Origin of the sequence: Micromonospora sp. CA-259024 (assembly GCF_050936255.1) — a bacterium.
Lineage (GTDB): Bacteria > Actinomycetota > Actinomycetes > Mycobacteriales > Micromonosporaceae > Micromonospora.
On record NZ_JBNJND010000001.1, the window covers coordinates 2,133,957 to 2,148,023 of the forward strand.

Below are 14,067 nucleotides of genomic sequence, written 5' to 3' on the forward strand. Positions count from 1 at the left end.
CCGAGGTGACTTGGACGGAGCCTGCCACCTGGTACGCCAACCTGGCTTCCTTCTACGCCGCCGCCGCAGCTTTCATCACCGACCCGGCCGGCGATGTGCTGCTCGTCAAACCGACATACCGCGACCACTGGACCTTCCCCGGCGGCTACGTGGATGAGGGCGAATACCCACACGAGGCCTGTGACCGAGAGATCCGAGAGGAGTTGGGGGTGGCCGTGGTCGTGGGTGGCCTTCTCGTAGTCGACTGGTCACCGCCCGCCGGGCAGCGGCCTCGCGCGATCATTAGCTTTACGTTCGACTGCGGGTCCACTGCCAGCCTCGACGGCTTCATTCTGCCTGGGCAGGAGTTGGAGGACATTGCCTTCTTCCCGCCCCGCGAGGCAGAGCAGCGCCTTCCCGGCAACGTCGCCACACGAGTTCGGGCGGCGATACATGCCCGTGACAGACGCACCCCGGTTTACCTTGTCGGGGGCCGGCCGCCTGCCTAACTATCGGTGGGTGCTCCGACGTCGGTGCCTCTGTCCTGCTCCTCGTATCGCCCGTCGTCGGCTCTGGCCATGCATCGGCCGACTTGGGTCGGAAGCCTGACACTGATTGGGCTGTCGAGGCAGGGCAACGCACACTCGCTCGGTGAACAGTTGTTGCAACGAAGCCTGAATCTGGGAGTTGGATTGATACTTCGCGAGTTCCTCTACGTCGACACCGAAAAAGTTCGGGGAATGCTAGCTCAATTAGATGGGGGCATCGCCGAGGAAGCGCGAAACACGACTAAGAGCGACAGGCGGACGGAGGCTGGCGTTAAGGGATTCGCTGGACATTACCAGGGGTGGGGTGAAGAGAATTACACCACGAAGTCTCTCGGTGACGCCCTATTTCCTACCCTAGAAGATGCACTGGATTCCAGTGGCCTGATAAAGGACCTGTCTGACCACCTGCAAGGTGCGCCTTTCTGGACATCTGAGGAGTTGCGAGAATCAACACCCCCGGGCACCCTTGTCCGCGTAGCTTCGCCGGGATCACTCTTCGACGCTCGATACGTCGCAGCAAGCTTGGCAGGATTCGGCGCGACTCATTCAGGACTCGAAGGCATAGGCTCGGTGCCCGCCGCCTCGCCCACTGCATCCTCGCGACCCAACAAAGGGCGACCAGCAAGAATAAAGGTGGATAAGTCGCACGAGACCAATCAAATCGAGGACGCTATCCCCGAATTTGGCCCGCTCAAGAACGACGACGGAAGCCAGGGGATCGGACCGGAATTCTTTCGCGGGCTCGTAAAGATTGCTCGCGGGCTATTCATGCCCGGACTACATCTGAACCTATACCCAACCGATAGCGACACTCTCAGCATCGGCGTGCGACTTCAGGAAGGTAGGCATTTTCTCGACGGCGACCCGGAAATCCTTTTTGCTCGATATGGGACAGGTAAGCAATTCTGGACTGTCGTCGGGACGATCGGACACTACGCTAACAGTGATGACCGGGTCGCTCCATCGTATGGAGATATCACCGACGGAACCGGCAATGTAGTTCGGGGGCGGACCGCCGCCTTCATCAACTCGTACATGCGCTTCTTGGGTGCTCTGGGCTTTGCCGATGTGCCCCAATGGCCTGGCTTCAACATCGTCCCACTGGCTGTCTACCGCGTCATTGCAACCTCCCGCTCCGAAGCCGAAGCTCCTTAACCGCCGCGCCATCCCGATGCTCCTATGGAGGTCAAGGGGCGAGGGCGGCGAAATTGGGGCGTAGGGCGGCGTAGATGCCCCGGACGATGTAGCGCTGCGATCAGAGGCCCGCGATGTCCGCCCCGGCGGAGACCACGGCACACGCCGCCGACAAGGTGGCCAGCATGACGGCGACCCGACTCCCCCTGCCCTCTTGGATCCTCACTAGGACAGGCTCGGCCTGCAACACTCCTCCAGAAAGTCCGTCACGACTCGCGTCCGTATCTGGCTGCGCTGCTCGACCGGCGGGCGTCGCCGCCCTATGCCAGCCGAACCACGCGAAAGCCTTTCCCCAGCAATGTCCGGGTGCGCTACCACAGCCGAAGAGCAGTCCCGTCGTAAAATTGCGGCACGGAGTGCCACGCTGAGTTGGAAATCCGCACATAGTAGGCGCTTCAAACGCCAAGAGCCAGGATGGGATGGCGACAACTGCTGATAGCGACCATCCGAACATCGGCCAGTCCCGTTGGATCAACGAGATTGGAACGAAGACGATCGCCGCTGGGAACGCAAGCAGAGTGGCGCCCGCCTTATACCGCTTCGGAATCATACGTCGCGCTTTATTCGCCACGGATCGCACCACCCCATCGATAACCGAGAATGGACCGGTCATCACATTAGGCGATGGGAGGCACGCTGCGGTGTCCGAAGTTTGTCACCGAGGATGCGTAAATCCTCAGTCGGAGCATGACTCCTTCGTCGCCTGCATCCGCCGCAAAGGCCCGGTTCGCCCGTGCTGCGGTAAACAGCTAGCAGCTAGGTAGGCAGTTACGATTCGGGCAGCACGACTCGGCCGCCCATATCCAAGCACCTCAGAGCGCCACGATCGCCGCCGTTTCGGCAGGCAGTTGGATCCGGTCCCGCATCACCGTGACCCCCTCCCCCGTAGCCAACAACACCCGCCGCGCCACCCCCGGCAACGACACCCCTTGCCCCCGCCCAGCCAGGTTCGCCACCACCAGCGTGTCGCCCCGCCGCATCACCAGGAACTGGTCCCCGTGCTGCACGGATACCGCGTGCAGTCGAGGATCCGACAGGTCCGGCAGCGACCGACGCAGCGCGATCAACCGCTGGTAGAACGCCAACATCTCCCGATGCTCAGGCTTGTCCAGCTCTGCCCAGTCCAACCGCGACCGCGCGAACGTCTGCGGGTCCTGCGGATCGGGCACGTCCCCCTCAGCCCACCCGTGCGACGCGAACTCCCGCCGCCGCCCAAGAGCGACGGCGGTAGCCAGCTCCGGCTCCGGATGCGACGTGAAGAACTGCCACGGCGTAGAAGCCGCCCACTCCTCCCCCATGAACAGCATCGGGGTAAACGGCGCGGTCAACAGCAGCACAGCCCCCACCCGCAGCAGCGAGGGCGACAACGAAGCCGAGATCCGATCCCCGGTAGCCCGGTTGCCGATCTGGTCATGGTTCTGCAAATAGGCGACCAGCCGATGACCAGGGACACGGGAATCCAGAGGCCGCCCATGGTGACGGTTGCGGAAGCTCGACCACGTGCCGGCGTGGAAGAAGCCGCCGGTGAGCACGTCCGACAGCGTCTCCAGCGAGCCGAAGTCCCCGTAGTACCCCTGCCGCTCCCCCGTCAGCAGGGTGTGCAGCGCGTGGTGGGCGTCGTCGTTCCACTGGGCGTGCAGCCCGAACCCACCCGCCTCCCGAGGCGTGATGAGCCGTGGATCGTTGAGGTCGGATTCGGCGATCAACGACAGTGGCCGGCCCAGGTGCGTCGACAAGGCCTCAACCTCGATGGCCAACTCTTCGAGCAGCGGCACCGCGCGGGTGTCGGGCAGGGCGTGCACGGCGTCCAGGCGCAGGCCGTCGACGTGGTAGTCGCGCAGCCACATCAGCACGCTGTCGATGATGTAGCGGCGTACCTCGTCGGAGTGCGGGCCGTCCAGGTTGACCGACCGGCCCCAACTGTTGCTCTGCTCGGCGAGGTAGGGCCCGAACCGCGGCGCGTAGGCCCCGGAGGGCCCGAAATGGTTGTAGACGACGTCGAGGATCACCCCCAATCCTTTGGCGTGCGCGGCGTCGACGAGCCGTTTCAGGCCGTCCGGGCCGCCGTAGGGCTGGTGCGGGGCATACCAGCAGACACCGTCGTACCCCCAGTTGTGTTCGCCGTTGAAGGCGTTGACCGGGAGCAGCTCGATCAGGTCGACACCCAACGCCACCAGGTGGTCGAGGCGCTCGATGGCCGCGTCGAAGGTGCCTTCCGGGGTGAAGGTGCCGATGTGCAGCTCGTAGAGGATGCTGCCGGGCAGTTGCCGCCCGGTCCACGAGCTGTCGGTCCACTCGAAGGCGGCGTGGTCGTAGCGTCGGCTCGGCCCGTGCACTCCCGCAGGCTGCCACGGCGACCGGGGGTCGGGCAGTGGGGTTTCGTCGTCGTTCAGCAGAAAGGAGTAGTCGAGGCCCGCATCCGGCACCTCGACCCGCCACCAGCCGTCGGCGGCGGCGCGCATCTCATGGTCGGTGTCGCCCGACAGACGCAGCCGGACCCGTTCGGCGGCGGGTGCCCACACGGAGAATTCGGTCATGAAGCAGCCTCCACGGAAGCGGTGGGAGGAGCCAGCAGTGCGACGGGATAGTCGGCCAGCAGATCGGCCAGGGAAGTCTCCCCGCCACTGTAGACCCGGCCGGTGAACAGGTCAGTCACCTCGTTAACGGGAAGCGACAGGACTGTGTCACACCACCCGCCGGCGCGTGCCAGGCCCAGCGGCAGGCGGGTCACCACGGCGATCGCGCCGCCCCGGTCGAAGGCCACCACGTGCCGCCCCTGCGGCCCGTGCGCCGGCACCGGCCGGTAGCCGGTGAACAGCTCCGGGTGCGCCCGCCGCAACCGCAGGGTCCGCGACACCACCAGCAGCTTCGCGGCGCCGCTGTCGTCCACCGGGGGACGCCAGCCGCCGTCCAGACGCGCCAGCACCTCCCGGCGTACGGAGAAGTCGACCGGGCGGCGGTTGTCCGGGTCGACGAGGGAGTTGTCCCACAGCTCGGTGCCCTGGTAGGTGTCCGGAACGCCGGGCATGGTGAGCTGCACGAGCTTCTGCCCGAGCGAGTTGCACCAGCCGGCCGGGGTGATCGCGGCGGCGAGTTCGGTCAGCTCGTCGCGCAGGCTCGGGTCGTCGTACATCCGGTCGACCACGGCGTGCATCGCCTGCTCGAAGGCCGGGTCCGGCTCCGCCCAACTGGTCGACGCCGCGGCCTCCCGAGCGGCCTTCTCCACGTACGCGTGCAGCCGCTCCCGCTCGATCGGCCACGCGCCGACGGCGGTCTGCCACAGCAGGTGGGCGAACGACGGGTCGGGCAGCGGGGCGTACCCCATCCAGGTGGTGACCTGCTCGGCCCAGCGCTGCGGCAGCTCGCTGAGCACGGCGAGGCGGGCGCGCACGTCCTCGCCGCGTTTCGTGTCGTGGGTGGAGACGGTGGTCATGCTCGCCGGCCAGCGGACCTGCCGGGCGGCGGCGAAGCGGTGGAACTCCGCCGGCGGCACCCCGAAGTGGGCGGGGCTGCCGCCGACCTCGTTGAGCGCCACGAACCGGGTCCAGCGGTAGAACGCGGTGTCCTCCACGCCCTTGGCCATCACCGCGCCGGTGAACTGCGGGAAGCGGCGGGCCAGTTCGTCCTCGGGGTCGCGCAGCCGGCGGGTGACCGCGTCCAGGACGCTGACCAGGTCGGGTCGGCGACGACCGGCCTCGGAGCGGGCAGCGGCGAGGTAGCGGGCGCCGTGCGGCGGGTAACCCCGGTAGACACCGAACACGGCAGCCAGCTCGGCGAGCGCGGCGCGGGCCCGCTCGGTCGGCACCTCGGGGGCGAGAGCGGCCAGCCGGGTCAGCTCGGCGGCGAGCAGCCGGGTGGCGGCGGCGAGCTTCGTGTCGTGGGTCAGGTCCTCCCAGGACGTGTGGTGCCCGGCGAGGCGGGTGTCCAGCGCGGTGAAGTCCCCCTCGGTGTCCGGGTCGACGAAGAGACCGCTGACCGCGGGCAGGGCGTCGTAGCCGGTGGTGCCGTCCACCGGCCAGTCCGGCAGCTCCTCGCCGTACTCCAGGATCTTCTCCACCACGAGCCAGGCCTGCGGCGCGGCCTCCCGCAGCCGGGTGAGATAGCCGCCCGGGTCGCGCAGCCCGTCCGGGTGGTCGACGCGGATGCCGTCGACCTCCCCGGCGGCGGCCCAGCGCAGGATCAACTCGTGGGTGGCGGCGAACACCGCCGGGTCCTCCACGCGCAGCCCGGCCAGGCCGGAAACGGCGAAAAACCGGCGGTACGTCAGCTCGGCGTCACCCCGACGCCAGGACACCAGCTCGTAGTGCTGCCGGTCGTGCACCTCCCGCGCGCCGCCGTCGCCGGTGCCGTCGGCGACCGGGAAGCGGTGCTCGTGGTAGCGCAGCTCCCCGTCGACCAGTTTGAGATCGTTCAGGGCGGCCGGGTCGTCGGCCAGCACCGGCAGCAGCAGCCGGCCCCGGTCCCAGTCGATGTCGAACCAGTCGGCGTACGCCGAGTCGCGCCCCCAGCGCAGCACGTCCCACCAGGCGGGGTTGGCCGGCGGTACGGCGACACCGGCGTGGTTGGGCACGATGTCGACGACCAGCCCGAGCTGCCTGTCGCGCAGCGCCCGCAGCAGCCGTTGCCGGGCGGCCTCACCGCCCAGCTCCGGGTTGATCGCCCGGTGGTCGACCACGTCGTAGCCGTGCGCCGAGCCGGGGGTCGCGGTCAGCAGCGGGGCGCTGTAGAGGTGACTGACGCCCAGGTCGTCGAGGTAGTCGACGATCGCGGCGGTGGCGTCCAGGTCGAAACCGGGGCGCACCTGGACGCGGTAGGTGGCCGTTACCGGGGTGCCCGCCATGTCAGATCGTCCTCTCCAGCACCACCAGGGAACGGTCCGGCACCCGGATCGTGCCGCCCGCGCTGATCACCGTGGCGTCGTCCGGCGCGGGTTCCGCCGTGCTGATCACGCGTTCCCACTTCTGGCCGTACTCGCTGCCGGGCAGGGTGAAGTCCAGCGGTGCGTCGTGGGCGTTGAAGCAGAGCAGGAACGAGGCGTCGCGGTGGCGTTGGCCGTACTGGCCGCGCTCGCGGATGCCCTCGCCGTTGACGAACAGCGCCACCGAGCGGCCGAAGTCGTTGCCCCAGTCCTCGCCGGTCATCTCCCGCCCGTCCGGGGTGTGCCAGGCCAGGTCGGGCAGCGGCTCGTCGGTGCCACGCCCACCCACCGGCAGGCCGGTGAAGAACCGGCGGCGGCGGAACACCTGATGCCGTTTGCGGAACGCGGTGAGCGTCTGGACGAACTCCAGGAGTTGTTCGTCGACGTTGTCCCAGTCGACCCAGGCCAGCTCGCTGTCCTGGCAGTAGACGTTGTTGTTGCCGTGCTGGGTGCGGCCCAGCTCGTCACCGTGCCCGATCATCGGCACGCCCTGCGACAGCATGAGGGTGGCCAGGAAGTTGCGCCGCTGCTTGGCCCGCAGGGCGAGCACCGCCTCGTCGTCGGTGTCGCCCTCGACGCCGCAGTTCCAGGATCGGTTGTGGCTCTCGCCGTCGCGGTTGTCCTCGCCGTTGGCCTCGTTGTGCTTGTCGTTGTACGACACCAGGTCGTTGAGGGTGAACCCGTCGTGGACGGTGACGAAGTTGATGCTGTGGAACGGGCGGCGCCCGTCGTCCTGGTAGAGGTCGGCCGAGCCGGAGATCCGGGACGCGAACTCGGCGAGGGTGGCCGGCTCACCGCGCCAGAAGTCCCGCACCGTGTCGCGGTACTTGCCGTTCCACTCCGTCCACAGCGGTGGGAAGTTGCCCACCTGGTAGCCGCCGGGGCCGACGTCCCACGGTTCGGCGATCAGCTTGACCCGGCTGATCACCGGGTCCTGCTGCACCACCTCGAAGAAGGTCGAGAGCCTGTCGACCTCGTAGAACTCGCGGGCCAGGGTGGCGGCCAGGTCGAAGCGGAAGCCGTCGACGTGCATCTCCTGCACCCAGTAGCGCAGCGAATCCATGATCAGTTGCAGCGAGTGCGGGCTGCGGACGTTGAGGCTGTTGCCGGTGCCCGTGTAGTCGACGAAGTAGCGGCGGTCCTCTTCGCTGAGCCGGTAGTAGCTGGGCGCGTCCACACCCTTGAAGCTCAGCGTCGGCCCGAGGTGGTTGCCCTCGGCGGTGTGGTTGTAGACCACGTCGAGGATGACCTCGATGCCGGCCGCGTGCAGCGCCCGGACCATCCCGCGGAACTCCTGCACCTGCTGACCGCGCCGGCCCAGCGCGGAGTAGCCGTGGTGCGGGGCGAAGAAGCCGATGGTGTTGTAACCCCAGTAGTTGCGCAGCCCCAGGTCGGCGAGACGGTGGTCGTGGACGAACTGGTGCACCGGCATCAGCTCGATCGCGGTCACCCCGAGCCGGGTCAGATAGTCGATCATCGGCGGGGAGGCGATGCCCGCGTACGTGCCGCGCAGCTCCTCCGGGATGTCCGGGTGGCGCATGGTCAGCCCGCGTACGTGGGCCTCGTAGATCACCGAGTGGTGGTAAGGGGTGCGCGGCGGCCGGTCGTTGCCCCAGTCGAAGTACGGGTTGACCACCACCGACTTCGGGATGAACGGCGCCGAGTCGGTCTCCGACATCCGCTCCGGCTCGGCCATGTCGTAGTCGTAGACCGCCGGGTCCCACGTCACGTCACCGTCGATGGCCTTGGCGTACGGGTCGATCAGCAGCTTGTGCGGGTTGCAGCGCAGCCCGTTCGCCGGCTCGTACGGGCCGTACACCCGGTAGCCGTAGCGCTGACCCGGCTCGATGCCCGGCAGGTACGCGTGCCACACGTACGCGTCCACCTCGCGCAGCTCGACGCGGCGCTCGGCGCCGGTGTCCCACTCGTCGAAGAGGCACAACTCGATCCGCTCGGCCACCTCCGAGAAGATGGCGAAGTTGGTGCCCATCCCGTCGTAGGTGGCGCCCAGGGGGTACTGCTCGCCCGGCCAGACCTGCATGTCGCTCCCTCAAAACCCGGTCATGTGCGCGGGTATTGCCCTGCCCCCGGGCACGCCAATCCATCCTTTCAGGCGGTGACCGGAATCCACCTGTCTGATGCCCGCTAGACCCATCGGGTGTCTTCCGTCACCTTGGCACCTCTCGAGGTGCGGTATCGCGCTCGATGCCCTTTGCTTGTTGGGGGCACGCGCCCGCGCGTGTCCACTCGGCCCTCGGCCACCCCTTACACCTCTCGCTCCGCCGCCACTGACGCCGGCGCGCACCACCATGCATGGACGGAGATTGATGTGACCCTGCGGGTCGACGAGCAGCACGCTGCCACCACGGACCGGGTCCACCGGCCCACCCTGACCTCCCGGCCCCAGCTCCCGACCCAGCCCGGCACCGGCGTGCCGCCGCAGACCCGTCGCATCCTGATGTTGTCCTGGGAGTACCCGCCGGTGCTCGTCGGCGGCCTCGGCCGACACGTCCACGCACTCTCCGTCGCCCTCGCCGCCGCCGGCCACGACGTCACCGTCGTCACGCGCCACACCGAGGGCGCACCCCTGGAGGAATACGCCGACGGCGTCCGCATCCTGCGCGCCCCCGAAGACCCCGTCACCTTCCCCCTCGCCACCAGCTCCCTGCTGGCCTGGACCATGGCCTTCAACCACACCCTCACCCGCACCGCCCTACGCGCCACCGAAGCCGGCACCTACGACGTCATCCACGCCCACGACTGGCTCGTCGCCCACACCGCGATGACGTTGCGCGACCACCTGGACATCCCACTGGTCAGCACGATCCACGCCACCGAGGCGGGCCGGCACCAGGGCTGGCTGCCGGAGGAGATGAACCGCACCATCCACGGCGTCGAGCAGTGGCTCAGCAGCGAGTCCGGCCGGGTGATCGTCTGCTCCGGCTACATGCGCGACGAGGTGAACGCGCTGTTCGGCGTACCGGCCGGACGGGTCGACGTGGTCGCCAACGGCGTGGAGCCGCACCGCTGGCGGGTGCCGGCGCGCGCCGTGGCCGCCGCCCGGGCCCGGTTCGCCGGGGACGGCCCGCTGGTCACCTTCGCCGGCCGCCTGGTGTACGAGAAGGGCGTGCAGCACCTGATCGCCGGCCTGCCCCGGCTGCGGGAACGGCACCCCGGGCTGCGCGTCGTGATCGCCGGCGACGGCCCGTACCGCGCCGAACTGGAGGCCGAGGTGCACCGCCGCGGCCTCGGCGGCACGGTCACCATGCCGGGCTTCCTGGGCGGCACCGACCTGCCGGCGCTGATGGCCGCGTCCGACTGCTTCGCCGTGCCGAGCATCTACGAGCCGTTCGGCATGGTGGCCCTGGAGGGCGCCGCGGCCGGCGCGCCGCTCGCCATCGCGGCCACCGGCGGCCTCGCCGAGATCGTCCAGCCGGGGGTGACCGGGATGACCTTCCCCCCGCAGGACCCCGACGGGCTCGCCGACGCCGTGGACGCGCTGCTGTCCGATCCCGACCGTGCCCGCGTCATGGCCCGTCGCGCCCGCCGGATGGTCCACGACCAGTACGGCTGGTCGGCGATCGCCCAGCGCACCGCCGCCAGCTACGCCGCCGCCATCGCCACCGACGCCGCGTTCACCGCACAGCGCGCCGAGCAGCGCATGTCCCAGGGTCGCGCCCTCCCGGCGCTCCCCGAGGGCAACCTGCTCGCCGCCGCCGGCCTGCGCTGACGGCGGTCCGCGGCACGGTGCCGATCGCTGACCGACTCGTGTCGCCGACATCGCGGGTCCCCGCACCGGGACACCGCGATGTCGGCGACACGCCTTCGCAAGTGTTTGTTTGCACAAACGGTCTTTTGCTTTAGGGTGGGTCCATGTCCACCTCAGTCGCGGCACCCGGCCCGGATCTCGACTCGGCCTTCGCCGCTCTCGGCGACCCCATCCGTCGCGCCCTGGTGGCTCGCCTGGCCCGGGGTGACGCCACGGTGGGAGAGCTGGCCGAACCGTTCGACGTGACCCCGCAGGCGATCTCCCACCACGTCGGCGTCCTGCGGCGGTGCGGCCTGGTCGAACAGCGACGCGAGGGCACCAGACGCCCCTGCCGGCTGCGGGCCGACCACCTGTCGCTGCTCGGCGGGTGGATCGACGAGCAGCGCCGCGCCTGGGACGACCGGCTCGACGCCCTTGAGCGGCACCTCAACGACGACGGAGCGGTCCGTTGACCGCCGCGCGGAGCTGCCGGGCGACAGGGCAGGCCGTCGACCGCCGCGCGAAGGTCCCGGGCGACGGAGTGGTCCGGTGACGGCCCGCGCGGAACTCCGGGGCGACGAGCTGATCGCCCGGCGCCATCTCCCGGCGGCACCTGAACGCGTCTGGACCGCGTTCACCTCACCGGGCGGCATCGCCGCGTTCTGGGGCGGCTCGCACGCCACGGTGCCCCCGGAGTCCGTAACCGTGGACCTGCGCCCCGGCGGCGAGTTCGCGCTCGACACCCGCGCGCCGAACGGTGCGTCCCGCCGGCTCCGGTTCGTCTACGTGAGCATCACCGCCCCGCACGAGCTGGTGTTCGACGAACCCGTCACCGGCCTCCGCACGACCGTCACCGTCCAGCCCGCCGACGACGGCACGGACCTCACCGTCCACCAGCGTCGACTTCCCCCCGAACTGCGCAGCGCCCAGGCAGCCAACGGGCTCGCCTCGATCCTGGACGCCCTCGCCACCCACCTTCAGCACGACGAGCCCACATCAGGACGGAGAACGACATGACGCAGACGACCCAACGCGACCTCGTCGCGGAATACTTCGCCGGTTTTCGGACGAGCGACCACCCGCGCATCCTCGCGACCCTCACCGACGACGTCGAGTGGGTCATCCACGGGCACCGGACCACGCGCGGCAAGGTGGAGTTCGACGGCGAGATCGAGAATCCGGCGTTCACCGGCAGCCCTGATCTCGACGTCCAGCGTGTCCACGAGGACGGGTCGGTCGTCGTCACCACGGGCGAGGGCCGTGGTGTCAGCGTCGACCACGGGCCGTTCCGGTTCGCCTTCAACGACCTGTTCACGTTCCGCGACGGGCTCATCGCTCGCGTCGACTCGTACGTCGTACCGCTGCCCTGAGGCCGGGCGCGAGGCGAGGCCGGCGAGATCAGCGCCGGCCTGCCGTCCCTGCCAGAATGTGCGGATGTCTCACTCTGTCGACGCCCTGGATTCCGCCTTCCCGGTCGCCGCCTCGATCGCGCTGGACCTGATCCGCCGCGCCGAGGTGACCGAGCAGTGGTCGCGTCCGAGCGTGCTGCCGCACCTGTCCGTGGGAGCTCTGGCGTGCCACCTGGGACGTCAGGCGGTACGGGCGGCGGAGCTGCTGCCGATGCCGACCGACCTGCCTCTCCTGGAGTCGGCCGACGGCCACTACGAGCAGGCCGCCTGGGTCACCGAGGGGACTCCGGACGAGGCCACCGTCGCCTCCAGCCCGGACGAGGCAGAAGCGGCACGGGGACCAGCGGACCTGCACGCCCGCACCGCCCTCGCGCTGAAGGAGACGGCCGACCTGCTCGCGCGAGGGGCAGCCCGCGACGTCGTGCCGATCCCGTGGCAGGGCTGGTCCCTGCGGCGCAGCGAGTTCCTGCTCACCCGCCAACTGGAGATCGTGGTCCACTCCGACGACCTGGCGGTGAGCGTCGGCGTGCCGACGCCGACGTTCCCGCCGGAGGTCTTCGACCCCGTACGCGACCTGCTGGTGCGCCTCGCCGTACGCCGTCACGGCCAGTCCGCGGTGATCAGCGCCCTGAGCCGCAGCGAACGAGCGCAGGACATCTCGGCCTTCTGACGACCCACAACGCCGACAACCCGCGAGCGCGGCCCCCCAATCACTGTGCAGGTCCGTCGAAGCCCACTTCGGACCGGTCCGGCGCTTGATCGACTCCGGTTTCAGGATGTAGGGGTGTCCCGGTGGCGGGGATACCGCGACATCAGGGATACCGAGTCGATCATCGGGACCCCGCCGAAAGTGCTGGCGGGAAAGGCCGCAGGCCGCCGACCCGGATCGGGTCGACGGCCTGCGGTGGTGCGACGGGTAGAGGTCAGCGCTCGGCGAAGGGGACGTAGTCCCGCTCGGCGGAGCCGACGTAGATCTGCCGCGGACGGCCGATCTTGGTCTCCGGGTCGTTGATCATCTCGCGCCACTGGGCGATCCAGCCGGGGAGCCGGCCGAGCGCGAAGAGCACCGTGAACATCTTCGTCGGGAAGCCCATGGCCTTGTAGATCAGGCCGGTGTAGAAATCCACGTTCGGGTAGAGCCTGCGGGAGACGAAGAAGTCGTCGGCGAGCGCGATCTCCTCCAGCTCCATGGCGATGTCCAGCAGCGGGTCCGGCTTGGCCATCCGACCCAGCACGTCCTGCGCGGCCTTCTTGACGATCGCCGCCCGCGGGTCGTAGTTCTTGTAGACCCGGTGGCCGAAGCCCATCAGCTTGACGCCGTCCTGCTTGTCCTTGACCTTACGGACGAAGGACCGGACGTCGCCATCGCCGGCGTTGATCTGCTGGAGCATCTCCAGCACAGCCTGGTTGGCGCCGCCGTGCAGCGGGCCGAACAGGGCGTTCACGCCGGCGGAGACCGAGGCGAAGAGGTTGGCGTTGCTGGAACCGACCAACCGGACGGTCGACGTGGAGCAGTTCTGCTCGTGGTCGGCGTGCAGGACGAAGAGCATGTCCAGCACCTTCGACATCACCGGGTCGACCTCGTACGGCTCGGCCGGCACGCCGAACGTCATCCGCAGCAGGTTGTCCACGTACCCCAGCGAGTTGTCCGGGTAGAGCAGCGGCTGCCCGATGGACTTCTTGTACGCGTACGAGGCGATGGTCGGCACCTTCGCCATCAGCCGGACCGTCGAGATCTCCACGTGCTCGGAATCGAACGGGTCCAGGCTGTCCTGGTAGAAGGTCGACAGGGCGCTCACCGCGGACGAGAGCACCGCCATCGGGTGGGCGTCCCGGGGGAAGCCGTCGAAGAAGCGACGCATCTCCTCGTGCAGGAGCGAGTGCCGCCGAATCCACTCGGTGAACTCGGTCAGCTGCTGCTCGGTCGGCAGCTCACCGTAGATGAGCAGGTAGGAGACCTCCAGGAAGGAGGACTTCTCGGCCAGCTGCTCGATCGGGTATCCCCGGTAACGCAGGATCCCCGCGTCGCCGTCGATGTAGGTGATCGCGGATGAGGCAGCGGCGGTGTTGACGAAACCGGGGTCGTACGTTGTCATCCCGGTTTCTTTCAGCAGCTTGCTCACCCCGATACCAGCGGGGCCCTCGACCGCAGGATGTACCGGCATCGACAGCTGCCCGCCGGGGTGGTCGAGCTTGACTTCCGTCATGTGGTTCCTCGCTTCGCCGGCAGATCTACGTTGAATTGCCTTCGCTTCTACCGTAATTGCGGCT

11 protein-coding genes are annotated in these 14,067 nt (G+C 68.8%); 7 read left to right on the forward strand and 4 right to left on the reverse strand.

Translation table 11 applies throughout. The features are described from left to right. Positions 1-5 precede the first annotated feature (5 nt). Positions 6-488 (forward strand): NUDIX domain-containing protein, encoded by a 483-nt coding sequence (locus tag ACQEUX_RS09270; RefSeq protein WP_433044165.1) that lies wholly within the window; start codon positions 6-8, stop codon positions 486-488. A 69-nt stretch (positions 489-557) separates the two neighbouring features. After that, positions 558-1,682 (forward strand): DUF6414 family protein, encoded by a 1,125-nt coding sequence (locus tag ACQEUX_RS09275; RefSeq protein WP_433044168.1) that lies wholly within the window; start codon positions 558-560, stop codon positions 1,680-1,682. Positions 1,683-2,533: 851 nt separating this feature from the next. Here the strand turns inward: ACQEUX_RS09275 and treZ are convergent. Genes treZ through glgX form a run of 3 tightly spaced genes read right to left on the reverse strand, consistent with a single transcriptional unit; the run spans position 2,534 to position 8,680 of the window. Next, positions 2,534-4,258 (reverse strand): malto-oligosyltrehalose trehalohydrolase, encoded by a 1,725-nt coding sequence (treZ, locus tag ACQEUX_RS09280; protein WP_433044171.1) that lies wholly within the window; start codon positions 4,256-4,258, stop codon positions 2,534-2,536. Beyond that, entirely contained in the window at positions 4,255-6,561 is a 2,307-nt protein-coding gene (treY, locus tag ACQEUX_RS09285) for a malto-oligosyltrehalose synthase (RefSeq protein WP_433044174.1), read from the reverse strand. The genes treZ and treY overlap by 4 nt, the downstream gene beginning before the upstream one ends. 1 nt (position 6,562) lies before the next feature. Beyond that, positions 6,563-8,680: a glycogen debranching protein GlgX gene (gene glgX, locus ACQEUX_RS09290; RefSeq protein WP_433044176.1), complete on the reverse strand. Its 2,118-nt coding sequence runs from the start codon at positions 8,678-8,680 to the stop codon at positions 6,563-6,565. 417 nt (positions 8,681-9,097) lie between these two features. On the opposite strand from glgX, the gene ACQEUX_RS09295 reads away from it, so the two are divergent. From ACQEUX_RS09295 to ACQEUX_RS09315, 5 genes are all read left to right on the forward strand, one after another. Continuing rightward, on the forward strand, positions 9,098-10,369 hold the full coding sequence (locus tag ACQEUX_RS09295; RefSeq protein WP_433049710.1) for a glycosyltransferase family 4 protein: 1,272 nt from the start codon (positions 9,098-9,100) through the stop codon (positions 10,367-10,369). 143 nt (positions 10,370-10,512) lie between these two features. Continuing rightward, positions 10,513-10,860 (forward strand): ArsR/SmtB family transcription factor, encoded by a 348-nt coding sequence (locus tag ACQEUX_RS09300; RefSeq protein WP_433044179.1) that lies wholly within the window; start codon positions 10,513-10,515, stop codon positions 10,858-10,860. Between the two features lie 76 nt (positions 10,861-10,936). Beyond that, a complete protein-coding gene (locus ACQEUX_RS09305; RefSeq protein ID WP_433044182.1) occupies positions 10,937-11,404 on the forward strand; it encodes an SRPBCC family protein in 468 nt (155 codons plus the stop codon). Then, complete coding sequence (locus ACQEUX_RS09310; RefSeq protein WP_433044185.1) at positions 11,401-11,757, forward strand: nuclear transport factor 2 family protein; 357 nt, start codon at positions 11,401-11,403, stop codon at positions 11,755-11,757. The genes ACQEUX_RS09305 and ACQEUX_RS09310 overlap by 4 nt, the downstream gene beginning before the upstream one ends. 64 nt (positions 11,758-11,821) lie before the next feature. Further along, complete coding sequence (locus ACQEUX_RS09315) at positions 11,822-12,466, forward strand: maleylpyruvate isomerase N-terminal domain-containing protein (protein ID WP_433044188.1); 645 nt, start codon at positions 11,822-11,824, stop codon at positions 12,464-12,466. Positions 12,467-12,719: 253 nt separating this feature from the next. Here ACQEUX_RS09315 and ACQEUX_RS09320 read toward each other — a convergent pair whose 3' ends face one another. Beyond that, positions 12,720-14,003 (reverse strand): citrate synthase, encoded by a 1,284-nt coding sequence (locus ACQEUX_RS09320; RefSeq protein WP_433044191.1) that lies wholly within the window; start codon positions 14,001-14,003, stop codon positions 12,720-12,722. Between the last annotated feature and the right edge of the window lie 64 nt (positions 14,004-14,067).

Excerpts from the sequence above, each read along its gene's own strand:
- ACQEUX_RS09275 (WP_433044168.1), top strand. The coding sequence starts at position 558 with ATGCATCGGCCGACTTGGGTCGGAAGCCTGACACTGATTGGGCTGTCG.
- treZ (WP_433044171.1), bottom strand. The coding sequence starts at position 4,258 with ATGACCGAATTCTCCGTGTGGGCACCCGCCGCCGAACGGGTCCGGCTG.
- treY (WP_433044174.1), bottom strand. The coding sequence starts at position 6,561 with ATGGCGGGCACCCCGGTAACGGCCACCTACCGCGTCCAGGTGCGCCCC.
- glgX (WP_433044176.1), bottom strand. The coding sequence starts at position 8,680 with ATGCAGGTCTGGCCGGGCGAGCAGTACCCCCTGGGCGCCACCTACGAC.
- ACQEUX_RS09295 (WP_433049710.1), top strand. The coding sequence starts at position 9,098 with ATGTTGTCCTGGGAGTACCCGCCGGTGCTCGTCGGCGGCCTCGGCCGA.
- ACQEUX_RS09300 (WP_433044179.1), top strand. The coding sequence starts at position 10,513 with ATGTCCACCTCAGTCGCGGCACCCGGCCCGGATCTCGACTCGGCCTTC.
- ACQEUX_RS09310 (WP_433044185.1), top strand. The coding sequence starts at position 11,401 with ATGACGCAGACGACCCAACGCGACCTCGTCGCGGAATACTTCGCCGGT.
- ACQEUX_RS09315 (WP_433044188.1), top strand. The coding sequence starts at position 11,822 with ATGTCTCACTCTGTCGACGCCCTGGATTCCGCCTTCCCGGTCGCCGCC.
- ACQEUX_RS09320 (WP_433044191.1), bottom strand. The coding sequence starts at position 14,003 with ATGACGGAAGTCAAGCTCGACCACCCCGGCGGGCAGCTGTCGATGCCG.